Genomic DNA, 25687 nt, shown 5'->3' with positions numbered 1-25687 from the left:
TTATATTGAAAAGCCTTTTTGTTTTGTAGTCGAACAGGAAGGCTGTTTATTTTTATAATTATCTAAGATAAACGTTTTACTATCTCATTGAGTTTGTTCTAAATATTAATTCGTTAGTTTAGGATAAGGTTAAGAGGTGAAAGCATAATTTTATGTTGAAACCAGCCATAAAATATTAAGAGGGAGTCTGTATTTTTATTAATTTTCTAGTGTATAATGAGTGAGATAAAAAGTGAAAGGGAGTATGTATGTGAAAGGATTGTTGACAAGAGGAGTGATATTGGTCAGTACAATACTAATGTTTGGGCTCAACCATCTAAGTATCTGGCATTTAGTCTTAATCATCGGCTTTATTGCAGTCACAAAGGACGTTGAAATAAGGTTTAATCGGAAAGATTTAGGATGGATGGTGTGTTTTATTCTACTGAATGTTTTTTCTTTTTATATGAATCCACCGAAGCAATTGGACTATGAAATGGTACTGGCGGTTTTAAGAGTGGGCTTCTATTTTTCATTATTTAAAATCGTTACTGCTATGACCGCTAAAAATATGCTGTATCACATAGAAGGATTGCTTAGTAACTGGCAAAAGACTCAGTTTTTAATAATGATGATCCTGGCATTACTCATTATCTATTTTCCGCTACTGCTTGCTTTTAGCCCAGGGAATATGTATATTGATTCCTATTCTCAATGGGGACAAGCAATGGGAGGTATTCCCTTATCGGATTGGCATCCGGTCTTGACCACCTTATTGATGAAACTCTCTTATAAATTAATCGGAACGCCAGTCGTGTATACCTGGATGCAAGTGATGGGCTCCATCATGGTCCTGACTTATTTTAGCAAGCAATTACTGGATCTTCGACTTAAAAAGTCTTATATTTTATTAGTAGTGTTTACCATTCTATTCACGACTCTGTTACTATCAAATATGGTTACTCTATATAAGGATAATTTGTATAATCTTTCTTTAGTTTTAGTCACCTTATTTTTAGTAAGGATTTATTTTATTGAACCAACTTGGTTGCAACATTGGAGCTCGAAGATTATATTTGCCTTTAACTTTAATGTGGTGCTATTAGGTCGGCATAATGGGTTTTATGTAGGCATCGCATTTTTAGTGATATGGTTTTTGTTTTCTTTTGATAAATGGAAAGATGTAGCCATAATAATGGTCTTAACAGCTTTAATTTTTATGGGGTATCACACATTATTAAATCAACGATATGCTATTGTACCAGGTTCACCGAGTGAGAAATATAGTATGGTATTACAGCATATTGGTGCAGGGGTTGATGCAGGAAAACCATTAACGGAAAAACAAAACGAGTTTTTAGATCAAATTTTACCACGAGCAACTTGGCAAGAAAAGTATACCCCTGTTATGATTGATCCAGTCAAATTTCACCAGGATTTTAATAAAGAATTTATTAACACCCATCAAAAGGAGTTGTTAAAGAACTGGTTAACCATTGGTCAACAATATCCGCTACTCTACTTAAGAGCAGAATTACAGCAAATACGACCATTATGGGATGTGAATGGATGGGAGCATGGTTTGCCAGGGACTCAAATGTTTCATTATATGATCAATTCACCGAAAGCGTATTATGATCCTTATTTACAGCATTATGATTTTGCAGTAGAGCCACTACGTAATTTGATTGCTGAGTGGTCTTATCAGCAAGCTCCGCATGATGGAGTTCATAAGCCGTTTATTACGAGTGTGGCATCAGTTAGTATTTTAATTTTATTTGCAAGTTCCTTTTCAGTAATATTTTCTAAAAGGTGGACATATTTATTGATTTTATTGCCTTCTTTACTTCATTTGGGGACATTATGTTTGGCGATGCCCGCTTATAATATTCGTTATATTTTAGCACCCGTTATCACTTCGATGATGTTAGCCATAATTTTTAAGGTTGTATCAACAAAAGCTTTGATTTCATCATAATGATATCGCTTTTATCTGAAATATGGTATAATTAATTTAGTATAATATTTAGATAGGGGTGCATTTGATGCAAGTAGAAGATATTTTATCGATTTTACAAAATGATATTAAAGCGGCAGTATTCTCATCAGTAGATGCTGAAGGCAAACCACATGCCCGTTATATTAATGTGGGGGTAGCCAATGAACAAGGAATTTTCTTTATGACGAGTCCGAAGACTAATTTTTATAAGCAATTACAAGGGAATCAAAATGTTGCGATTACGGCGTTGAAACAAGATGATTATTTAATTCAAGTGATTCGTATCGAAGGGAAAGTAAAAGAAATCGGTCGAGAAGGCCTAGAAGAAGTCTTAAAAGATAATCCGTTCGTTAAACACGTTTATCCTAATGAGAGTGATGTTGCAGCTGTGCAAGTATTTCAAATGTATGAAGCAGATGGGTTTTATCAAAGTTTAACACAAGGGCATAAATACACCTTTACCATTGGAAAATAACGGATTTAGAGATTAACTAAAGACTCTTGAATCAGACTAAACGATGACTAGATGATGTCTAAGTAACATAAAGTGATGTTATGACAGGAATATTTTGTTCTTGCTTAATATTAGAATGAAAGTGGGTCTAAAGGGAGTGGAGCAGAAGTGGAAAATCGAATGATTTTCGCTTCGCTTGTTCACCCTCCGCACAGTTGAGACTACTCACACCTTGCGCGATAAACTAAATAGCTGATACCAAACAAATTTTTAAAGTTTTTGCTCAGCCTCTGAGCTCACTCTTTTGATATAAATAAAAGCTCCTCAAGTTGCTTGAGGAGCTTTAACTATATGGTTTTATTTAAAGAAATTAAAAATATCTTTCATAAAGTTTGTAATCGGATTATCACGACGGTTTTCATTTGGAATACCGTGTTCTTTAATCAACGATTCGATTTCATCGCTTTGAGCGGTTTCACCATCAACGGTAGTTTCTTCTTCTACAGGTTTTTCGTGTTGATTAACAGGCAAACCTTCATTTTTATATAGCTCGGGATATTCTGCTAATTTATCTAGTAAAATTTCAACTTCCCAATAAGTACTCATCACCATTTCTGCGGTATCAAATAATCCCATCACAACGACATAGATTTCACGACCGTTTTCTTTACCAGAAGCGACAAAGTTTTTACCTGCTGCGTCAGTCATACCAGATTTTAAGCCAGTGATTTCTGCTCGTTCATATGCGCCACCTGGTAATAATTGATTAGGATTTGACATGACAACTTCATATTCTGTTCCTTCTTGTGCGACATAACTTTCCGCGCTAGTCACTTCCAAAACTTCAGGGAAGTCGCGTACAATATGTTGTGCCATCAATGCCACATCAGAAGCAGTCATTTGATTTTCATTTTCGGCAACTGAACCTTCAATCCACCAATCTTCTGGGATATATTGATTTGGAATACCAGAAACAGTATAAAATTCAAAGTTGGTCATGCCCCAAGACTTTAATAATTCGCGAATCGCTTTAACACCTTCTTGTTCTGAACCATATAAGTGCCACATTAAAGCAGATGTTGCGTCGTTACCTGATAATAACATAACACCGTAAATTAAGTCTTTCACGGTATACTCAACCCCACCATATAATCCCATGGCTGACATTTCTGGATTAAATGACATATTATCTTCAATTGCTTGAGGGATTTCAATTTTGTCATCCATTTTCAATTTTCCGTCTTTAATAGCTTGGTAGACTAAATATATTGACGCAACTTTTGACATAGAAGCGATAGGATAACGCGTATTGGCTTTTTGTTCAGCTAATACTCGATTTGTTTCACCGTCCATCACCACGTAAGAACGAGCGTCAATATTGGAGGCGTACCAGTCTAAGATGTCTTGAGGGTAATCCTCGGGTAAGACATAGGGGTCAGTCTCTTCAATAACGGGTACGTCTCCTCTTAAGATTGGGGTTTTTGATACTTGTGCAGAAACGCCAATCGGTCCACTAATCATGGATAAGGTTAAAAATGTTAGTAGATATTTAGAAAATTTGGATGTTAAATTCAAAATAAATCCTCCTTAGTAATAGTCCTTCATAATTATAGCAAATAAAAGACAAAATGTGGTATAAAGTTAGAAAAAATTCTAATTTTTCAAAAAAACTTCACAATTAATAGTCACGATTATGCTATTATTATATAATGTATATATAATTTTAGACATTGTGTTTCTGGAGGTGTTACTATGAAATTACTGATCCGATATAATTTACCAGAACGTCTCTTAATTTATGCAACTATGAGTATTGTACTGCCATTTTTCATTAGCGGTCCGATAATATTCATGATTTTATTGATTCTAATGTATCAAAAACGCGATAGCTTATTAGAAATTTTAAAGACACTATCACCCTGGTTGGTTTTTTTTGTATATGCAGAAGTAGTTGCATTATTGAATTATAATTTTTTAGGTGCTCTGCTTCCATTAGGTTTTTTATTATTTGCATTATTCTTTTGGGTTTATCGTCAAATCATAAAGCGTGATTTGTTTGTTTTATTAATGAAGATTTTGAGTATTGAGAGCGGCCTGATTAGTATACATGCCATTAGTACTTATTTTAAATTTATTCAAGAGCGTTCATTACCTTGGACTTATATAATAACTGAAGCAAGTCCTCAATTTAGAGCTGAATCATTCTTCTTCAATGCTAACTATTTCGGGCTCTATATTGTGATGGCGATGGTGATTACTATTTATTGGTTTACTATTGCCAAAAACAAATGGGAATATGCTCTCGTTTTATTAATTTTATCCTTAAATAGTATTTCGGTTATTTTAACTGCATCGAGAATGTTGATTCCAACGGTTTTAATTGGTGCTTTTGTGATATTGTGGTTTAATTATCGCCGTATAGCAATAGCTTTTTTAACGCTAGGTATGGTGGGTTTAGTGGTGATTATTTTAAACCCGAGTATTTTCCCACGTTTTGAGTCACTAGCTTACGGTTTCGAAGATCGCTTTATGATTTGGTCTAATGGATGGGCAATATTTAAGACGCGACCACTAACTGGAAGAGGTCCTTTAGCATATATAAATTTCTATTATTTAGTAACGAATGAAGCAGACATGCATTCGCATCAAATATTGATAGACTTTTTAGCTAATTACGGAATTTTCGGCTTATTAATTTTTGTAAATGCCTTAACGCCTTTTGTTCGTACTTTAATAGAACAATTAAGAGAACCATCTAAGAAGAAAGATTTAGCCTTATTAATGGCGATGGGAGTATTGGTTTTGGTTCATGGTTTAATGGACGTATCGATTGTATGGCTTCAAACGGGATATGTCTTTCTTTTAATTGCATCCTCACCGATTGAAGCATTTGATTATCAAACGAAATAAAATTAAAAATAGCCGATGAGACTGAGAAGAAACTTAAATGATTTCTTCCTAGTCTCATTTTTTTATTTAATGGCGTCATAATTGAGTGTCATCAAACGGCGATCGAGGAAGTTGTTTGATACGACTCAAAATTATGACTGGACGAGCAGGTGAAGCGAAAATCGGTGGTTTTCTACTTCTTGCTCGCTTTTTTTATCTTGGGGATTAGTAAAAAGTTTGAACATAAGATGATACCTCCTAAAAGACTACCTCCCGTTTAAAAACACGAACATTAAACAGGAGAAATAAAACACAATAAGTTTTTTTACACAATAGTTATTATATTTGTTTATAATAAAAGCATAGATGGGATAATAATTATGGCTTTATTAGAATGACATTCAAAAAATACGAATGTTAAACTAAAAAAGTCTGTGTGAGTTATATTCCTCATCATTTTTTTATTTTTATAGTTAGTCGGAGCAGATAAAAAGTAAAGGAGTCAATGGAATGGAAAACATTTATCGAGGTAAAACGAAAGATTTATTGCAAGACGAACAAGGTAAAACCTATTTTCACTTTAAAGATGATATGACTGGTAAAGATGGCCAATTTGATCCAGGTGCCAATCAGGTTGGGTTAACGGTTGAAGGTTCAGGAAAAGCCAATGTCACCGTTTCTAAATATTTCTTTGAACTCCTTGAAGCAAAAGGAATTCCAACACATTTTGTTGAGGCCAACATTGATGAGAATACGATGGAAATTAAACCGGCTAAAGTGTTCGGAAAAGGCTTAGAAGTTATTTGCCGTTTTGTAGCGGTTGGCTCATTTATTCGTCGTTATGGATTATATGCTGAATCAGGTATGCCACTGGAAGGGTATGTTGAATTTACACTAAAAGATGATGACCGCGAAGATCCACTGATTAATGAAGATGCATTAGAAATCTTAGGAATTTTAAATGAAGGTGAATATGCTAAGATTAAACAATTGACTCGTGATATTTCAACTATTATTAAAGAAGATTTAGCCACTAAAGGATTATCACTTTATGATATTAAATTAGAGTTTGGACGTTTAGCGGGTAGTGATGAAATTGTGTTAATCGATGAAGTGTCTGGTGGTAATATGCGTGTTTATAAAGAAACAGAATACGTCAATCCATTAGATATCGTTCATTATTTATAAGAGGGGACAACAAAATGCGCGTAATTACAGAATCCATTCAAGGGCAGTTAGGAAAAGTTGAACGATTAGCGAAAGAAGCACGTGAGTTTTTAGGATGGGAAAATGAATTTGTCATTCACTACTTTGATATTTTTGATTTTGAGAATTTAAGTGAAGCTGAATTAGAAACAGTTAAAGACCGAATGTTATCAACGCCGCATCGTCTTTTACATCAAAATACGGATGATTTATTTGCTGGACATGCATTTAGATGTCGTCAAGTAACTGGCCAATACAATGAAAAGGAAGAAATGACCGAACGAATGATGCGTCAAGTCTTAGGTTTTGATCATGGGCGCGTTCATCATTCTGAAGTGATTGTGATTGAAAATATTTCGGCTACTCAATTTGAAATGTTTAAGCAATATTATTTGAATCCTGTTGAAAAAGTAGAAGTGGCTTTTGATGCAGCCAATCCGGTGATTCAAGCGTCAGCAACGACCGATTTAGAACCGATTAGTGGATTTTTAGCAATGGATGATGAAGCGTTAAAGGTATTTGGTACACAGTTTGCAATGGATTTTGATGACTTGAAATTATGTCAAACTTATTTCCAATCAGAAGACCGTGAACCGAATTTAACCGAATTAAAAGTAATTGATACGTATTGGTCCGATCATTGCCGCCATACAACATTTAATACGCACTTAAAAGATATCGAGGTAGAAGCAGGCGAATTTGCACCTCTATTCCAAGCAGCGTTAGATAATTATCTTCAAACCCGTCAACAATTACAACGCACCGATCGTCCGATTACTTTAATGGATTTAGCCACTATTCAAGCGAAAAACTTAAAAGCGAAACATCAATTAGAGGATGTCGAAATTTCTGCTGAAATCAATGCATGTGCTTTAGAAATAAAAGTAGATGTAGAAGGAACCGAAGAAGATTGGTTATTATACTTTAAAAACGAAACCCATAACCACCCAACCGAAATTGAACCATTTGGGGGAGCGTCAACCTGTATTGGCGGTGGGGTCAGAGACCCATTGTCAGGTCGCTCTTGGGTTTATCAAGCAATGCGCTTGGGTGGCGGAATGAATCCTAACCAAGCATGGGCAAATGTTCGTAAAGACAAATTGCCACAACGAGTTATTGCTAAAACGGCGCTTGCTGGCTATGCAGATTATGCCAATCAATATGGGGTTACCGCATCTTTTAATGAGGATATCTATCATCCTGGTTTTGAATCAAAACGGATGGAATTGGGTGCACTCATTTCGGCGGCTCCGCGAGAGAATGTTGTTAGGGAAGAGCCTCAAGCTAGTGATTATGTTGTTTTATTAGGTGGACGTACTGGACGTGATGGTTTAGGTGCTGCTGTTGGCTCGTCAAAAGTTCAAACAGAAACTTCACTTGAAACGGCCGGTGCAGAAGTTCAAAAAGGAAATGCGTCCATTGAACGTAAAATCGGCCGTCTCTTTAGAAATGGCGATGCTGTTAGATTGATTAAACGTTGTAATGACTTTGGTGCCGGTGGGGTATCCGTTGCGGTAGGTGAATTAGCCGATGGTCTTATGATTGACTTGGATAAAGTGCCAACCAAATATCCAGGAATGCATGGCGGCGAGATTGCATTATCAGAATCACAAGAACGAATGGCTGTGGTGGTTTCAAAAGATGATATTGATACTTTTATGCAATATTGTGCGGATGAAGATGTTGAAGCAACCATTATTGCGGAAGTTACTGCGTCAAAACGCATGGTGATGCATTGGAACGGTCAAAAAATTGTCGACTTAAGTCGTGAATTTTTAAATACTAATGGGGCCGAAAAAGAAGCGGATGCCCTTTTAGTTAACCCAACACAGAAACCTTTTGATTACGAAGAGTTTGCCTTTACCGAAGAAAATGTGATGGCTTTTGTTCAAACTTTAGCTGAAGCCAATCAACAAGCAATGGATGAACAATTTGATGCGTCAATTGGTCGTGGAACCGTGCTTTATCCATATGGTGGAAAATTCCGTGCAACGAAAGAATTAGGAATGATTTCTCGTTTACCAGTTGATAAAGGTGCAACTCAAACGACATCTGCGATGGCATATGGTTACCATCCATATTTAGCAGAACGTTCACCGTTCCATGGAGGATATTATGCGGTAGTAGAATCAATTGCTCGTTTAGTTGCGATGGGATTTGATTACAAAAAAGCACGCTTATCTTTCCAAGAATATTTTGAATCTTTAGGGAACAATCCAAGAGCATGGGGCAAACCAGTATTAGCATTATTAGGTGCGAATGAAGTGATGGCGGCTTTAGGATTAGCTGCTATCGGCGGAAAAGATTCAATGTCGGGTACTTTCGAAGAATTAACGGTGCCGCCGACATTAGTAAGTTTCGCTGTAGCGACGGGAACCATTCACCAGGTTGTATCACGAGCCTTTAAAAAAGCGAATCATCCGGTTGTCTTAATAGAATCAGTTATTCAAGCAGACGGTACCTTAGATTTAAGTAATTTTAAAGCGACACTTGAAAGATTACATCAGTTAGCGATTGAAGGAAAATTAGCTGCTGTTTCTACGGTCGGTGTCAAAGGTTTACTATCAGAAGTATTGAATATGGCTTATGGAAACCACATTGGAATCCAATTGCATGACAGAATGGCTCATCGTTTAACTGAAGCAATGATGGGATCTTTTGTAGTTGAGGTAGAAGACTTAACTGTTTTAGAAGGGTTAACCTATGAAGTGATTGGTCAAACACAAGTGGAGGTAATTAGTTTAGCGGATGTTCAACTTAAGATTACCGACATTCATCAAGCAAATAAACGAGTTTTAGCTTCAGTGTATGAATTGATTGAAAAACCAATGCAAATAAGTCCAAAACCAGTGACTCAAACATACAGTGAGCAAGTTAAAAACAATCAACCTCGTGTATTGATTCCAGTAATTTTAGGTGCCAATACGGAATATGACTTACGTGATGCTTTTGAAGCGGCAGGTTTTATGACAGAATTTCACATTATTCAAACTTCAAGTCATGAACTCTATCAACAATCTGTGGCGGCACTAGCAGCTAAAATAAACGATTATCAAGTAATTGCATTGGCTTCAGGTTTTGTGTTTGCTAATGAACCAAGTGAATCTGGCTTTGGTTGGGATTTAGTACTTCAGGATGAAGCTGTTCGACAAGCCATCATGCAACATCTTGAACAAAAAGGGCTAATTTACGGAGCTGGTTCTGCAGGAGCAAGTTTAATTCGTGCCGGTTTAATTGAATTCGGACGTTTCCAACCAGGAACCAAGATTCAAGTCAACCAAAACCCATATGGCAAATTTATGGCAGACATTATTCCAAGCACCCTAGTGTCTAATTATTCAGCATGGGCGAACAAAGCGACATCGCCAATATTCTCAACCGCAGTAGCGACTGCTTGGGGACAAATTGATTTAGGGGATAAAGCAGATGAATTATTTGCTAATGGGCAAGTGTTATCGGTATTTAATGAGTACCATCATGCACCCGCAGTGGATGCGATGACCAGTCCAGATGGCTTAGTCTTTGCTTCCGTTTCAAACCCTGAAAGAATGGATAAGGATTTATACGTCAATATTGAAATTGAAGCTTTACCGCCATTTATTCAGTCAGCTCGTCAATATTTTAATTAAAAACTTTAAATATAGAAAGGATATAGCAATGATAACAATTATTATGGGATCTTCCTCCGATAAAGGAATTGCTCAAAAAGTCGTAGAACAATTAAAAGAATTTGGTTTACCTTACAAAGTATTAGTGATTTCTGCTCACCGTGCCTTAGATTTATTACTGGAAGAAGTGGAACGTGATGAGGCAGATGTGTACATTGCGATGGCTGGAAAAGCAGCCCATTTAGCGGGGGTATTAGCTGGTGCGACGATTAAACCAGTAATCGGAATTCCGGTTAAATCATCAACGCTTGATGGTCTTGATGCATTATTATCAACTGTGCAAATGCCTTCAGGTGTTCCAGTCGCAACGGTTGCGATTGATGGTGGAGCTAATGCTGCGATTTTAGCAGCTCAAATTTTAGCGGTTCATGATAAAGACATCGCTGCAAAATTATTAGCCTATAAACAACAAATGAAACAAAATGTTATCAAGATGGCTGATGACATTACCGACCTATAAGGGGCTTACCATGAGTGGATTATTTGGATACTTTTCAACAGAGCCCAAAGATGTTTTTACTTCCATTTATTTTGGTATTTATGCCTTACAACATAGAGGGCAACAATCATCTGGTATTGCGACCGTGCATGACGGAGAAGTGGACCTTTGTGTTGGACCGGGACTTATTAAGCGAAGCTTTGCCCGTGGAAAAAATGATGATTTGAAAGGATCAAAGGGCGTTGGCTTTGTAAAATATAAGTTCCGTTATGACCACACACCGGATATGCCAATCCAACGAAATGGGGCGGTGATGGTTTTTGATGGTGTGGTTACCAATGAAGGTTCTGTTTTTGACGATTTATGGGATCGCCTTGAAGGTGAATGTGCAGACTTAAGAGAGTACTTATTGAGTCTTGCAGGTGCGTTTAGTTTTATTTATGTGAATGATGACAAGATGATCGCCTACCGCGATATGAAGGGCATTAAACCTTTATGTATCGGTTATGATTCACAAGCGACGATTGTTGCGACTGAATCATGTGCCATTGAGTCGATTGGTGCACGTTTTGTTCGCGACTTGCAACCGGGTGAGATTTTTATTCATACCGCAAATGGGCAAACATCTTATTACCTTTCAAATGAAACGTCTAATATTTGTGCATTTGAATTTATTTATACCGCTCGTCCAGATTCGGTAATTGATAATATTTCAGTTTATGATGCGCGTTACCGTTTAGGAAAAATGTTGAGCTTAGAGGCACCAGTTGAAGCTGATATTGTGATTGGTGCTCCGGATTCTGGCGTGATTGCTGCTTTAGGTTATGCCAAAGAATCCGGCATTCCTTTCCAAGAGGGGTTTGTCCGTAATCGCTATGTCGGCCGTACATTTATCGAAGAAACGCAAGTCGAACGCGAACGTGGCATTCAGATTAAGTTAACGCCGATTCGTGGCAACATTATGAATCGTGACATTATATTAATTGACGATTCAATTGTTCGAGGCACTACTATTAAACGAATTGTAAAGAATTTAAAAGAAAAAGGAGCTAATAAAGTACATGTCAGAATCGCGGCACCGCAAATTGTTAGCTCGAATAATTTAACGGTAGATATTCCTGATAATGACGAATTAATTGCTTATGAACATAATATTGAAGAAATGAAAGCCATCATTGGCTGTGATTCATTAGCTTTCTTATCGCTAAATGGTTTATACAAAGCGATAGGACGTCAACAAATGTATGGCGACTACTTTGAAAGAACGGAGGCATAATGTGGGGTTAGATTATAAAACAGCTGGCGTCAATAAAGCAGCTGGTTATGAGCAAGTTGCATTAATGAAAGATATGGTTAAAAAAACACATGGTCCGGAAGTACTAACCAATTTAGGAGGTTTTTCTGGTGTTTTCAAACCTGATTTAATGGGGATTAAAAAACCGGTGTTAGTCTCAGGTACTGATGGGGTAGGCACCAAGTTGATGATTGCGCAAACCTTAAATATTCACCATACAATTGGTATTGATTGTGTGGCAATGTGTGTCAATGACATTTTATGTCAAGGTGCAAAACCATTATTCTTCTTAGATTATATTGCAACCGGGAAATTGGTTCCCGAAAAGATGGCAGCCATTGTCGAAGGTGTGGTTAATGGTTGTCAACAAGCCGGAGCAGCATTAATTGGTGGCGAGACAGCTGAAATGCCCGGAATGTATTCAGAAGATGAATATGATTTGGCGGGATTCGTGGTAGGTTTGGTAGATGAAGAAAAAGTAATTACCGGTGCCAATATCAAAGCCGGTGATGTGGCAATTGGGCTAGCTTCATCGGGGGTCCACTCTAATGGTTTTTCATTGGTACGAGCAATCTTAAATAAAGCCAATATTAACTATGAAGATAATGTTTCGGGATTAGATAAAACAGTTGGCGAAATCTTATTAACACCAACACGTATTTATGCCAAAGAAGTAGCAACCTTATTCGAATATGTTGAGGTAAAAGGAATTGCCCATATAACTGGTGGCGGTTTAGAAGAAAATCTACCTCGCATCCTTTCCGATAATCTAGGGATTACAATCGATACCCAAGCGATTCCTGAACAAGCCATTTTTAAATTGTTACAAGAATGGGGACAAATCGATCGTGATGAAATGTTTGGCACCTTTAATATGGGCGTTGGACTAGTGATTGTGGTCTCACCAACTGAGGTAGAAACCGCACTTAATAGTTTAACGTCTATCGATAGCTCGGCCTTTGTTTTAGGAACCATTACCGATGACTTTGCAGGTGTCCATTTATCATGAAAAAGACAAAGTTAGGTGTATTAATTTCAGGAGGGGGCACCAATCTTCAAGCCATTATCGACGCTTGTCAACAGCAGGTTTTAGATGCTGAAATAGCTATCGTCATTTCATCAGATGCTACAGCTTATGGTTTGGAAAGAGCGCGCTTGGCTGGGATTAAGACCCTGACCAGCCGCTTAGAGGGTGATATAACCTCTGCCTTACAATCAGCCCAAGTAGATTACGTAATATTAGCAGGTTATTTAAGAAAAATAGGGCCAGAACTATTAGCGGCCTATCCAACTCAAATTTTAAATATTCATCCTTCTTTAATTCCGGCATTTAGCGGTAAAGGATTTTATGGTTTAAAAGTTCATGAAGCGGTGATTAAACGTGGGGTGAAAATAACGGGTGCGACTACTCATTTGGTTAACGCAGAGTTAGATGAGGGACCTATCATTCGTCAAGAAGTGGTTCATGTATTGCCAGAAGATACCCCTGAAAGCTTACAACAACGTGTATTAGAAATCGAACATCATATTTTAATTGAAAGTATTAAAGACTTAATAGGAGGAAATTCATCGTGCGTGCATTAATTTCAGTATATGATAAAACAGGTATTGTCGAGTTCACTCAAGGTTTAGTTGACCTTGGTTGGGAAATATTATCGACTGGTGGTACTCAAAAATGTTTAGAAGAGGCTGGGATTGCGGTCACTCCCGTTGAGGATGTTACCTCTTATCCGGATATGTTAGGCGGAAGAGTAAAAACACTCCACCCTGCTATTCATGGAGGAATTTTATTTAAACGAGATAATGAAGAACATCGCCAAACCTTAGCAGAACATGATATTCAAGGTATTGATATGGTCGTGAATAGTTTATATCCATTTGAAGAGACGGTTGCTAAAGTCGATGCGACTCATGCTGATATTATTGAAAAAATTGATGTAGGCGGTCCATCGATGATTCGTGCGGCAGCTAAAAACTATCAAGATGTCACTATTATCGTGGAACAAGCGGATTATGATTGGGTATTAAGCCGATTACAAGAAAACGGGAGCTTAAGTTTAGCGGAGCGTCAGACCTTAGCTGGCAAAGCGTTTAATTTGACAGCCTACTACGATGCACAAATAGCAGCTTACTTTAATCGTACTAATGAAGTAGCTTTCCCTGAATATTTAACCTTAGCTTATAAGACATCACAATCCTTACGTTATGGCGAAAATCCACATCAACAAGCTGCATATTATTCAAGTAGTCAAAAGAAATATAACTTTAAGCAATTACATGGCAAGGAATTATCCTATAATAATTTAAATGATTTAAAAGCTTGTTTGGATTTATTATTAGAATTTGAAGAACCAACTGCTGTAGCAGTTAAACACGCGAACCCATGTGGTGTTGCGATTGGTGCAACATTAGCAGAAGCGTATCAAAAAGCGCATGACTGTGATCCGAATTCTATTTTTGGCGGTATTATTGGCCTTAATCGTCCAGTCGATTTAGAAACGGCACAATTACTAAGCAAAACCTTTTTAGAAATTGTGGCAGCGCCTGAATTTTCGGAGGAAGCATTAGCTGTATTGCAAGCGAAGAAAAACATCCGTTTGTTAGAAATACCGACTTTAGGAGACATTAAACCCAATAATTTACAATTCAAAGAAACAGTCGATGGTTTATTATTACAAGAGACTGACCGTAAACTTTTTGAAAAATGGGAGTTAATGACTGAACGTGCGATTACCGAAGAAGAGAAACAAGATTTGATTTTTGCTTGGAAAGTGTGCAAACATATTGCATCTAATGCAATGGTAGTAGCTAAAAATGGCCAAACCTATGGCTTAGGTCATGGCGAAGTGAAACGCGTTTGGGCTTTAGAAAAATCGCTTGAACGATCAGAATTTCCATTAGAAGGGGCTGTTGTAGCATCAGATGCCTTCTTCTTTAAAGATACTATTGATACATTAGTCGATTATGGCATTAAAGTGATTATCCAACCGGGTGGTTCAGTTAAAGACGCGGAAGTGATTGAAGCCGCTAATCAACAAGACATCTCGGTTATCTTTACTGGCATGCGTCATTTCAAACATTAGGAGGCAATCTGTGAAAATATTGATTATCGGAAATGGTGGCCGTGAACATGCGCTAGCTTGGAAAGTGTCACAATCGCCACAAGTTGAAGGAGTGTTTGTAGCGAAAGGCAACGCTGGTATATCCTCAATTGCGACTCAAGTTGAAATAGAACCAACAGATATTCCAGCTTTAGTGGCTTTTGCTCAAGAGAGAGCGATAGACCTGACCATAGTGGGTCCTGAGGAACCACTATGTCTAGGTGTAGTTGATGCTTTTGAAGCTGCAGGGCTCGTTATCTTTGGACCGAATCGTCACTGTGCTCAGTTTGAAGGCTCAAAAGATTTCACCAAACAGTTTTTAGTCCGCCATCAAATTCCAACTGCTACCTATGAAACGGTAACCTCTTATGAAGAAGGAATCCGCGTGACTGAATCGTTATCTTTGCCAATCGTTTTAAAAGCAGATGGTTTAGCACTAGGAAAAGGGGTTGTGATTGCTCAGACAAGAGAAGAAGTAAAAGAGACGCTTGACTCGATGATGAATCATCACCAATTTGGTGCAGCAGGCCATCAAGTGGTTATTGAAGAATATTTAACGGGTGAGGAAATATCACTCTTATGTTTGGTTTCCCATAATAAATTATTTCCATTAGATATGGCCCATGATTATAAAAAAGCCGAAGAAGGCGATCAAGGACTTAATACCGGCGGTTTAGGTGGCTATTCTCCAGCTAATAGTCTTGCCACTGATTTGCATCAAGGGATTCAAACTCTTTTAGCACAAATTGAATATGGATTAGAGTCAGAAGGGTTTGATTTCACAGGGGTATTATTTGTTGGATTAATGGTCGATCATCACCAACCCAAAGTCTTGGAATTTAATGTTCGTTTTGGCGATCCTGAAACGCAAGTGCTTTTACCAAGACTTGAATCGGATTTAGTTGAATTAATTCAAAAGGCCGTTGCAAATAATTTGAATGAGCATGACCTTCAGTGGTCTCCCCAACATTCAGTTGGGGTGGTGCTTCATTCTAAAGGATATCCACAAACGTTTGATAAAAACCATCCGATTGAATTACCGCCATCAATAGCTTCGGATCAACTATTATTTCATAATGGAACCAAAAAAATAGAAGATACCATTGTGAATATCGGCGGGCGAGTATTAACTGCAGTGGGCTTGGGAAGTAGTCGAGCGATGGCTAGAGAAAGAGCCTATGAGTTGGTTAAACAAATTAAAAGTTCAAATTTAAGTTATCGTCAAGATATTGGCCAATAAGAGAAGGAGAGTAAGAATTTTTGTCACATTTAACTGATATTGAAATTGCACATAGCATCCAACCATTACCAATTCAAGTCATTGCGGATAAATTAGGTATTCAACCAACCGAGTTATCCCCTTATGGTCATGATAAAGCAAAGGTTTTAGTCAACCAAATAGCTGATTTAGACGAACGTCAAAACGGTAAACTGATTTTAGTGACAGCCATTTCGCCAACGCCGGCCGGTGAGGGTAAAACAACCGTTTCAGTTGGATTAGCCGATGGTCTTAGACAGATTGGTAAGAATGCAATGGTTGCTTTACGTGAACCTTCTTTAGGTCCAGTCTTTGGGATGAAAGGTGGTGCTGCTGGTGGAGGTTACTCGCAAGTTATTCCGATGGAAGATATCAATCTTCATTTTACAGGAGATTTCCACGCAATTTCCGCAACCAATAATTTAGTGGCAGCTGCTTTAGATAATCATATTCATCATGGTAATGAATTAGATATTGATGCTCGTTCCATTACTTGGAAACGTGTCGTTGATATGAATGATCGCCAACTTCGTAATATTGTTTCAGGATTAGGTAAAAAATCAGATGGCTTTCCACATGAAGATGGTTTTGATATTACTGTGGCTTCAGAAATCATGTCTATTTTATGTTTAGCGGAAAACATGACCGACTTAAAGTCCAAATTAGGCCGAATCATTGTTGCTTATAACAATAGTGGTGAACCTGTTACGGTGGAAGACCTTCAAATATCAGGTGCGTTAGCTATATTAATGAAAGATGCCATTAATCCGAATTTAGTACAAACATTAGAAGGCACACCAGCCTTTATTCATGGTGGTCCTTTTGCCAATATCGCGCATGGTTGTAATTCAATCATCGCTACGAAGACAGCAATGAAATTAGCAGATTACACCGTTACCGAAGCAGGCTTTGGTGCAGATTTAGGTGCAGAAAAATTTATGGACATTAAATGTCGCCTTGGCGAAATAGAACCTGATGCTGTCGTTGTGGTGGCGACTATCCGTGCTTTGAAAATGCATGGAGGTGTTAAACGCGAAGATTTATCTAAAGAAAATGTGATAGCACTTGAAAAGGGTGTGGCCAACTTACGTCGTCACGTACAAAATGTGACTGAACAATTTGGCAAACCAGTCGTGGTGGCGATTAATAAATTTGCTACCGACACGGAGGCTGAATTTGCGGTAGTGCAGAAAGTGTGTCACGAATTGGGAGTCGAAGTGGCTTTATCAGATGGTTGGGCTAATGGCGGTAAAGGAACAATGGAACTAGCAGAAAAAGTTGTTGCTGTTGCCGAAAAAGAATCAAAATTGCAATATGTTTATCAATTAGAGGATACGATTGAAGAAAAATTGCAAGCAATCGTTCAAAAGATTTATGGTGGACGTCAAGTGAAGTTAACCCCACAAGCTCGTCGTCAAGCTCGTCAATTAACGACCTTAGGGTTCGACAAATTGCCTATTTGTATGGCGAAAACACAATATTCATTTACTGATAATCCAAAATTATTAGGAGCGCCAACTGATTTTGAAGTAACCGTTCGTCACTTAAAAGTGTATGCAGGTGCCGGCTTTATTGTAGCATTAACGGGCGATATTATGACCATGCCCGGTTTACCTAAAGTACCTGCTGCCAACCATATGGATATTACCGAGGAAGGCACAATTATCGGATTGTCTTAATTATGGAAAGATAAATCAATCATACATGATGTTAAGATGGTTTCTTTGGAAACTATCACTTGTATACTTTAGTCTATCTTTATATGGTAGCAATGTTTTTTACACAGTTATGTTGTTATTAAAAAGGAAACAAGGATTAAGTGATCGTTGCACAGTATCAATATAAAGAGAACACAGTCGCATTCTAAAGGGTGGCTCTTTGTCAGATACTGTGTGATTTGAATTTTGTAAATAGGAGTGGACAACCATTGTCTATATTGGTTATAATAAGAAAAGTGCGTTTGATTGTTGTTGTACAGAAGTATTTAATCAAAATAAAGCTATCGAAGTTTGATTAGAAAAGAACTAAATAAAAATAATCACGTTTAAGGGTTGCGTAAGTAGATTATCTATGGTACTATATAAAAGTTGAGAAAACAAGTAGAAACTGCCGTTTCTCGCCAACACTAGTAGGTGTGTGGCAAATAAGAAGACTTCAATGGTTATTCATTGTACGTCTATTATTGCGGCAAGTTTATTATGTAAACTTGCTTTTTTATTGTATGACGGATCCTACTTGCCGCTCAAACTATTATGGAGGTGGAAATTATCGTTAAAGAATTACCAATTAACGAAGAAATCCGAGCTAATGAGGTACGCGTAATTGGAGACAATGGCGAACAAATCGGAGTAAAATCATTAGATGATGCATTGACAATTGCTGAAACATTCGGTCTAGACTTAGTATTAGTATCACCATCTGCACAGCCACCTGTTGCCAGAATTATGGATTACGGTAAGTATCGATACGAAATGCAAAAGAACGAAAAAGAACAACGTAAAAATCAAAAGACAATTACAGTTAAAGAAGTTCGTTTGAGTCCTTCTATTGAAGACCACGACTACAATACTAAATTACGTCAAGCGATTAAATTCTTAGGTAATGGTGATAAAGTTAAAGCGAGTATTCGTTTTAGAGGACGTGCCATTACGCATAAAGATTTAGGTCGTGAAGTTTTAGAAGATTTTATTGAAGATACAAAAGAATTTGCTGTTGTTGAATCTCAACCTAAAATGGATGGTCGAAGCATGTTTATTATGCTTTCACCAGTAAAATCAGCAGAATAATAGATTTCAGGAGGAATAATCATGCCAAAACAAAAAACTCACCGTGGATTAGCTAAACGTGTAAAACGTACAGGTTCAGGGAAATTAAAACGTTCGCGTGCTTTTACTAGTCACCGTTTCCACGGAAAAACTAAAAAACAACGTCGTCAATTAGCAAAAGCAACTTTGGTACATCCGTCTGACATGAAACGTATCAAACATCAAATCTCAGCATTATAATATTCTAGAAGAACTAAGGAGGAATGAAACATGGCACGTGTTAAAGGTGGATCAGTTACCCGTCAACGTCGTAAACGTACATTAAAATTAGCAAAAGGTTACTATGGAGCGAAAAGTGTATTATTCAAAACTGCTAAACAGCAAGTAATGAAATCATACTCTTATGCATACCGTGACCGTCGTCAAAAGAAACGTGACTTCCGTCGCTTATGGATTACTCGTATCAATGCAGCTGCTCGTATGAACGGTATTAGCTACTCAGTATTAATGAATGGCTTGAAAAAAGCAGGTATTGAAGTAAACCGTAAAATGTTATCAGAATTAGCAATCAACGATGCTGAAGCATTTACAGCTTTAGTTGAAGAAGCTAAAAAAGCATTAGCATAATTTAATTATCAATCACTATTAAGCGTCGACTGGATTCAACCAGTCGGCGTTTTTTAATATATATGGTATATATTAATTACTCTTCATGCGGTTGAGTTTTCTAAATTCAGATGGTGTGACCTGATAGCGCTCAATAAAGATACGATTAAAATAATAACGATTCGAGTAACCTAATTTTTCTACAATTTCTTGAACACTAAGGTTGGTGTTAATTAAGAGCTGTCGAGCGTGTTCTAATAAAAAGATTTTCCCGTAATCTAATAAATTCATCCCGGTATTTTTTTTGACAATTCTAGCGACATAATTACCATTATACCCCGTTAACTCTTCTATTTCTTTACGAGAAAATAAGCCCATTTTATCTTTATAGGCAGAAGCTATCGTAAACAAAATGTGTTCTTCCGTAGTTAATTGCGCTAGATGGGTTTCAATATTAAAAACAGCTTTATCTTCTAAAAAATAAAATAATTTACATATTAGTCCCTTCATAATATGGCTTTTACCATGATAACCAAACAATAGTTCTGTCATCAATTCATTAATAAATTGATGAATTATTGTCAAATGCTGAAAATCTTTAATACGAATGTCAACATATTCTTTACTATTATAAAATGGATTTTTATTATTTCGATGGAATAATTTCGAAAAAAATGAACTTAAAGATGAGGGAATATTTTCTTCATTATAGGCTAAGTTATTATCAAAAATTTCGATGATATACTCTTCCTTAAACAGAAATTGGACAATTTCCAGTTCACAATCCATGAATTCCTTATGATGAATATTCTTATTACCAAACCAGCAATCTCCAGCTTTAAAACTGACAATTTCATTTTCGATTTTCATTTTACATTCTCCAGACAAGACAATCGTTAACTCATAAAAGTCGTGTGAATGCATGGGCATCTCGGTTTGAGTAGTAGCTTCATAGGTTGAAATGAACTGCTTTTTGTGTTGTTCGCTAAATTCAAAATAGATACTTCGATTTAATGTTGGATATAAAGCCTGGTATAAAATTAAATAGGGCATCGAAATATCATAAATAACTAAATCAGTATTAGATTTGTGACTAAGATGCAGATGTGAATTTTCAGATGATGGAACGGCATCTGGATTAAGTTGACTAAATAACAAATTGTTTAATTGAGTTTGTTTAGGATACATATTTCCTCCAAGTTGTTCAAAATGGATATTTTTATACGCTTTCATTTATTATAGTATAAAGATGATGAGTTGTATAGTAATAAAATGTTAGGAGGAATAACTTGTTAATTTATGTCAATGCTAGAGCAAAATATGATGGGGATGGTTCGAAAGAAAAACCATTCAAGCATATTAACGATGCTGCTAAAATTGCGGTTGCTGGCGATGAGGTTTTAGTGGCTCCTGGATTATATCGTGAATATGTTAGTCCCGTTAATGGTGGCGAAGAGGGTAATCCCATCATCTATCGCTCAACCGAACCCTTAGGTGCTATTATTTCAGGTGCTGAACGTATTACAAACTGGGAACCCTATCAAGATAATGTTTGGAAAGTATCCATTCATAATGATACGTTTGGTGACTATAATCCATATACGACATTAGTTTGGGGAGATTGGTATTTCGGACCTGCAATTAATCATACCGGAGCTGTTTATATGAATGATCTCACTTTCTATGAAGTTCAAAGTCTAGAAGATTGTCTTAAAGGTGAAGTGGACGAACGTTCTTGGGAACCTGAAAAATCAATTTACAAATGGTATACAAAACAAAATGGGGAATATACTGAAATTTACGCAAATTTTCATGGCAAGAATCCTAATGAGGAAAATGTTGAAATAAATGTTAGACGAAGAGTCTTCATGCCTAAAGAAACAGGGCGAAATTATATTCAAGTATCTGGATTTAAATTAATAATGGCGGCTACCACTTGGGCTCCACCGGCATCCTTCCAAGATGGCTTAATTGGCCCGCATTGGTCTAAAGGGTGGGTCATTGAAGACTGTGAAGTGAGTCATAGTAAATGTGTAGGCATTTCCTTAGGTAAATATCGTGATCCGGAGAATGACCAGTATTTCACGCATCGTCATCTTAAAACACCAACTCAAATGGAAAGAGATGCTGTTTGCCGTGGTCAATATCATGGATGGACCAAAGAAAATATCGGACACCATCTTGTTCGACGTAATCATATTCATCATTGTGAGCAAGCCGGTATTGTAGGACGTATGGGAGCAGTCTTCTCAACAATTGAAGATAATCACATTCACCATATAAATATCATGCAGGAATTAATTGGGGCAGAAGTCGCAGGTATTAAAATTCATGCGGCCATTGATGTTCTAATGAGACGCAATCATATTCATCATTGTTTTATGGGGATTTGGTGTGATTGGCAAGCTCAAGGAACGCGTTTAACTCAAAACTTCTTACATGATAATCATCCACCAAAAGGTGATATTGAAAAAGGACAATTAAATCAAGATATTTTTGTTGAAGTAAGTCATGGACCAACGATTATTGACAATAATGTTTGCTTATCAAAACATTCAATGCGTATTGCCTCCCAAGGATGTGCGATTATTCATAACTTGTGTTCGGGACCATTTATATCTATTGGAGGGGGCACCGATTCAACTTTAGAGGATGGACGTACTGATATGCGTTATACCCCTTATCATATTCAGCATCGTACAGAAGTGGCAGGGTTTATGACTTTCTTGCATGGGGATCATCGTATTTACAATAATATCTTTATTCAAAAATGGGGACAAGATAAAAATGAGGCTGTTACAGGCACTTCGCTATTTAATGAATATCCTTTATATGAAGACTGGATAAAAGATTTTGAATTAGAAAATGAGTTTCCTAGCATGATGAAAATGCATAATGCTCATTTTGGCAAGTTACCAGTTTGGATTAATGGTAATGTTTATTTAAATGGCGCGGAAGCCTTTGCTAAAGAAGAAAATCAATTAACTTTAGAAGAATCCATTAAATTGGAACTAATCGAGCATGACGGACATTACACTTTAGAAACCAATATTGCGGAGTATCTGAATGCATTTAAGGTAAATTTAATTCAAACTGAAATGCTAGGAGTTGCTTTTGAACCAGAACAACGTTTTGAAAGTGCCGATGAAACAGATATTATTTTCAATCAAGATTTCTATGGCAATCATCGTGACTTAACACCGTATCCAGGACCATTTGCTACTTTAGAAGATTCATATGAATTTATCAAAAAATAAAAGAGGAGGCGTAACATGAAAGTTACAGTTATTAATAAAAAGGGACCAAAAATTTCGAAATATATCTATGGTCATTTTGCTGAACATTTAGGACGTTGTATTTATGGAGGCATTTATGTAGGCGAAGATTCTGAAATTCCAAATGTGAACGGAATGCGACAAGATGTCGTTGAAGCACTAAAAAATATTAAAATACCAGTATTGCGTTGGCCAGGAGGATGTTTTGCGGATGAGTATCATTGGAAAGATGGTATTGGTCCAAAGGAAACTCGTAATAAAATGGTGAATACCCATTGGGGCGGTGTAACAGAGAATAACCATTTTGGAACACATGAGTTTTTTGAATTGATTAAGCAATTAGAATGTGATGCTTATGTTAATGGCAATGTGGGCAGTGGCACAGTTCAAGAAATGCAAGAGTGGGTGGAATATATCACCATGGCTGGAGAATCGCCAATGGCTAACCAAAGACGTGAAAATGGACAAGATGAACCTTGGAAAATGAAATTCTTTGGTGTCGGTAATGAAAGTTGGGGATGTGGTGGTAATATGCGCGCTGAGTATTATGCCGATGAGTATCGCCGTTACCAAACTTATGTTCGTCAGTATGGAGAACAACCGATTTATAAAATTGCTTGTGGCCCAACTGTAGATGATTATTATTGGACAGAAGTATTAATGAAAAACGCGGGGCGTTTTATGGACGGTCTTAGTCTGCACCATTATGCAATGACGGGTGCGTGGGAAGATAAAGGTCCAGCAACTGGTTTTGAGGAAAAAGAATGGTGGTCATTAATTAAACATGCTCAATATATGGATGAATTAATTACACGTCATTCCGCAATTATGGACCAATATGATCCAGAAAAACGAGTAGGATTAATTGTGGATGAATGGGGAACTTGGTTAGCGGTTGAACCAGGTACAAACCCGGGATTCTTATATCAACAAAATTCAATTCGTGATGCTATGGTGGCAGCCATTACATTCAATATTTTCCATAAACATGCTGAACGAGTACATATGGCAAATATCGCTCAAACAGTCAATGTGTTGCAATCAATGGTATTGACAGAAGGTGCCGAAATGGTTAAAACACCTACTTATCATGTTTTTGATTTATATAAAGAACATCATGAGGCTGAGTTTGTTGAAAGTTTTGGTGACGAAAGTGAAACGATCACCTATACCATTTCAAAAAAAGACCAAGTGATGACTATTTCTATCTGTAATTTTTCATTGACTGAAAATGAAACCATTAGCATTGATAATATCAATGCGAAGTCAATCCTTTCTGCAAAAGGAATAAAAGGCGAAAAAATGGATGATTATAATGATTTTTCTCACCCAGAGACAGTTACAATTCAAGATGTGGAAGAAGTACAAATCTTTGATCAAACATTAGAAGTTAAAGTAGCGCCAATGTCGGTTGTGACAGTCCAAGTAGCGATCTAGCCTATGGAAAAACGACCGTGTTTTGGATGTGAAACCAAAGAAGAACTAATGAAGATTGATGTATCACAACTGATTGAAGATCAGTTAGCACTTGAATTGGATCGTGTCTCAGATGAGGTTTGGCTACAAAGACAACAGATCTGTCTAAATTGTCCATTTCGCAATCAAGAAACGTGTAGTAAATGTGGTTGCTTTTATCAGTTTCGTTCAGCATTAAATCATAAGCGTTGTCCGGTAGGTAAATGGTAGGAAGTAAAGGGGAAAAGTATGAGATATCGTCGTTTAGGAAAAATTGGCCTAAAAGTTAGTGAAATTGCGATTGGTAGTTGGATGACTGATGTTAGTGACCAAAAAACTCAAGATGTTGCTGAAGCGACTATTGATTAAGCAATTTCGAAGGGCGTAAATTTTATTGATTGTGCCGATGCTTATAGTGGCGGTGCAGCTGAACGATTTTTAGGGCAAATTTAACAAAAGTATCCACGTAAAGAGTTAGTATTGTCCAGCAAGGTGTTTTTCCCAGCAGGAAAAGATGCTAATGGAAGGGGATTATCAAGAAAACATCTCTTTGAAACCATTGAGCAGTCATTAGTAAATATGCAAACGACTTATTTAGATATGTATTTTTGCCATCGGTTTGATCATGAAACACCTTTAGAAGAAACACTACAATCATTGAGTGATTTAGTTGATCAAGGCAAAGTGTGGTATTATGGAGTGAGTGAATGGACGCCAGTTCAATTATTAGAAGCACTCATCATAATAAAGGAAATGGGATTACATCCAATTTCTGTGATTCAACCACAATATAATATTTTTGATGTTATATTGAAAAAGAGGTGATGGATGTGTGCGAACGCCATGGGGTTGGGATTGTGTCATTTTCTCCCTTATCACAAGGGCTCTTAACAGGTAAATACCGTCAAGGTCAAGCAATACCTGAAGGTTCACGGGCTACCTATCAAGACAAAATACAAGCGATGTTGACTGAAGAAAATTTAGAAAAAGTGGAAGCTCTAATAAAAACTTTCGACCGCTTGGACACGGATTTAGCAAGCGTTTCTCTTGCGTGGGCTTTAAGAAAATCAGCTATCTCATGTTTGATTACCGGTGCAACTAAACCTGAGCGGTTAGAGAATAATTTAAAAGCGTTAGCAGTTGAAATAACACCTGAGATAGAGCAAGAAATAGATGCCTTATTTGAATTTAAAAAATTCAATCGAAAAATAGGATAAATTAGCGTCGGTAAGTGGACCAATGGAGTGACCATGCCTATACTCCTAGTCCACTTACCTTCGTGCATTAAATGAGGTGATA

The 25687-nt window shown here is 37.0% G+C and carries 22 protein-coding genes; 20 read left to right on the top strand and 2 right to left on the bottom strand.

Going from position 1 to position 25687, the window contains the following annotated elements; translation table 11 throughout:
- Positions 1–280 precede the first annotated feature (280 nt).
- Both B5D12_RS05615 and B5D12_RS05610 read left to right on the top strand, forming a co-directional pair.
- The gene (locus B5D12_RS05615) at positions 281–1957 is read left to right on the top strand and encodes a DUF6020 family protein (RefSeq protein ID WP_143412047.1); all 1677 of its coding nucleotides are present in this window, start codon (positions 281–283) and stop codon (positions 1955–1957) included.
- A 67-nt stretch (positions 1958–2024) separates the two neighbouring features.
- Positions 2025–2453, top strand: coding sequence for a pyridoxamine 5'-phosphate oxidase family protein (locus B5D12_RS05610; protein ID WP_078755879.1), 429 nt, complete (start codon positions 2025–2027; stop codon positions 2451–2453).
- 336 nt (positions 2454–2789) lie between these two features.
- Here B5D12_RS05610 and B5D12_RS05605 read toward each other — a convergent pair whose 3' ends face one another.
- On the bottom strand, positions 2790–4007 hold the full coding sequence (locus B5D12_RS05605; protein ID WP_234982922.1) for a D-alanyl-D-alanine carboxypeptidase family protein: 1218 nt from the start codon (positions 4005–4007) through the stop codon (positions 2790–2792).
- Between the two features lie 177 nt (positions 4008–4184).
- On the opposite strand from B5D12_RS05605, the gene B5D12_RS05600 reads away from it, so the two are divergent.
- From B5D12_RS05600 to rplT, 13 genes are all read left to right on the top strand, one after another.
- Complete coding sequence (locus B5D12_RS05600) at positions 4185–5342, top strand: O-antigen ligase family protein (RefSeq protein WP_078755877.1); 1158 nt, start codon at positions 4185–4187, stop codon at positions 5340–5342.
- A 489-nt stretch (positions 5343–5831) separates the two neighbouring features.
- A complete protein-coding gene (locus tag B5D12_RS05595) occupies positions 5832–6509 on the top strand; it encodes a phosphoribosylaminoimidazolesuccinocarboxamide synthase (protein ID WP_078755876.1) in 678 nt (225 codons plus the stop codon).
- A 14-nt stretch (positions 6510–6523) separates the two neighbouring features.
- A complete protein-coding gene (locus tag B5D12_RS05590) occupies positions 6524–10156 on the top strand; it encodes a phosphoribosylformylglycinamidine synthase (RefSeq protein WP_078755875.1) in 3633 nt (1210 codons plus the stop codon).
- Between the two features lie 28 nt (positions 10157–10184).
- Positions 10185–10655, top strand: coding sequence for a 5-(carboxyamino)imidazole ribonucleotide mutase (gene purE, locus B5D12_RS05585; RefSeq protein WP_066126011.1), 471 nt, complete (start codon positions 10185–10187; stop codon positions 10653–10655).
- Between the two features lie 10 nt (positions 10656–10665).
- Complete coding sequence (locus B5D12_RS05580) at positions 10666–11910, top strand: amidophosphoribosyltransferase (protein ID WP_078755874.1); 1245 nt, start codon at positions 10666–10668, stop codon at positions 11908–11910.
- Position 11911: 1 nt separating this feature from the next.
- A complete protein-coding gene (gene purM / locus B5D12_RS05575) occupies positions 11912–12937 on the top strand; it encodes a phosphoribosylformylglycinamidine cyclo-ligase (protein WP_078755873.1) in 1026 nt (341 codons plus the stop codon).
- Positions 12934–13512 carry a phosphoribosylglycinamide formyltransferase gene (purN, locus tag B5D12_RS05570; RefSeq protein WP_078755872.1) on the top strand — a complete coding sequence of 193 codons (579 nt, stop codon included), beginning with the start codon at positions 12934–12936 and terminating at the stop codon, positions 13510–13512. The genes purM and purN overlap by 4 nt, the downstream gene beginning before the upstream one ends.
- Positions 13497–15011, top strand: coding sequence for a bifunctional phosphoribosylaminoimidazolecarboxamide formyltransferase/IMP cyclohydrolase (gene purH, locus B5D12_RS05565; protein ID WP_078755871.1), 1515 nt, complete (start codon positions 13497–13499; stop codon positions 15009–15011). Before purN ends, purH begins: the two co-directional genes overlap by 16 nt.
- Before the next feature lie 10 nt (positions 15012–15021).
- Positions 15022–16269 (top strand): phosphoribosylamine--glycine ligase, encoded by a 1248-nt coding sequence (gene purD, locus B5D12_RS05560; RefSeq protein WP_078755870.1) that lies wholly within the window; start codon positions 15022–15024, stop codon positions 16267–16269.
- Between the two features lie 20 nt (positions 16270–16289).
- Complete coding sequence (locus B5D12_RS05555; protein WP_078755869.1) at positions 16290–17966, top strand: formate--tetrahydrofolate ligase; 1677 nt, start codon at positions 16290–16292, stop codon at positions 17964–17966.
- 573 nt (positions 17967–18539) lie between these two features.
- On the top strand, positions 18540–19073 hold the full coding sequence (infC, locus tag B5D12_RS05550) for a translation initiation factor IF-3 (protein ID WP_078755868.1): 534 nt from the start codon (positions 18540–18542) through the stop codon (positions 19071–19073).
- A 21-nt stretch (positions 19074–19094) separates the two neighbouring features.
- The gene (gene rpmI / locus B5D12_RS05545; protein ID WP_066124248.1) at positions 19095–19292 is read left to right on the top strand and encodes a 50S ribosomal protein L35; all 198 of its coding nucleotides are present in this window, start codon (positions 19095–19097) and stop codon (positions 19290–19292) included.
- Positions 19293–19322: 30 nt separating this feature from the next.
- Positions 19323–19679 (top strand): 50S ribosomal protein L20, encoded by a 357-nt coding sequence (gene rplT, locus B5D12_RS05540; RefSeq protein ID WP_066124251.1) that lies wholly within the window; start codon positions 19323–19325, stop codon positions 19677–19679.
- Positions 19680–19751: 72 nt separating this feature from the next.
- Here the strand turns inward: rplT and B5D12_RS05535 are convergent, their stop codons facing one another.
- The gene (locus tag B5D12_RS05535) at positions 19752–20846 is read right to left on the bottom strand and encodes a helix-turn-helix domain-containing protein (RefSeq protein WP_159443871.1); all 1095 of its coding nucleotides are present in this window, start codon (positions 20844–20846) and stop codon (positions 19752–19754) included.
- A 101-nt stretch (positions 20847–20947) separates the two neighbouring features.
- Here B5D12_RS05535 and B5D12_RS05530 point away from each other — a divergent pair, with 101 nt between their 5' ends.
- The 5 genes from B5D12_RS05530 (at position 20948) to B5D12_RS10545 (ending at position 25605) form a co-directional block, all read left to right on the top strand.
- Complete coding sequence (locus tag B5D12_RS05530) at positions 20948–22915, top strand: right-handed parallel beta-helix repeat-containing protein (protein ID WP_078755866.1); 1968 nt, start codon at positions 20948–20950, stop codon at positions 22913–22915.
- 15 nt (positions 22916–22930) lie between these two features.
- On the top strand, positions 22931–24370 hold the full coding sequence (locus tag B5D12_RS05525) for an alpha-N-arabinofuranosidase (RefSeq protein WP_078755865.1): 1440 nt from the start codon (positions 22931–22933) through the stop codon (positions 24368–24370).
- A gap of 3 nt (positions 24371–24373) precedes the next feature.
- Positions 24374–24619 carry a DUF6171 family protein gene (locus B5D12_RS05520; RefSeq protein WP_078755864.1) on the top strand — a complete coding sequence of 82 codons (246 nt, stop codon included), beginning with the start codon at positions 24374–24376 and terminating at the stop codon, positions 24617–24619.
- A 249-nt stretch (positions 24620–24868) separates the two neighbouring features.
- Positions 24869–25213: an aldo/keto reductase gene (locus tag B5D12_RS10550; protein WP_268762616.1), complete on the top strand. Its 345-nt coding sequence runs from the start codon at positions 24869–24871 to the stop codon at positions 25211–25213.
- Positions 25214–25218: 5 nt separating this feature from the next.
- Positions 25219–25605: an aldo/keto reductase gene (locus B5D12_RS10545; protein ID WP_268762615.1), complete on the top strand. Its 387-nt coding sequence runs from the start codon at positions 25219–25221 to the stop codon at positions 25603–25605.
- Positions 25606–25687 lie beyond the last annotated feature (82 nt).

Source organism: Globicatella sulfidifaciens DSM 15739 (assembly GCF_900167405.1).
GTDB classification, from domain to species: Bacteria; Bacillota; Bacilli; order Lactobacillales; family Aerococcaceae; genus Globicatella; species Globicatella sulfidifaciens.
Note: the sequence above shows the minus strand (reverse complement) of the source record. Positions and strands in the feature narration are given on the sequence as shown.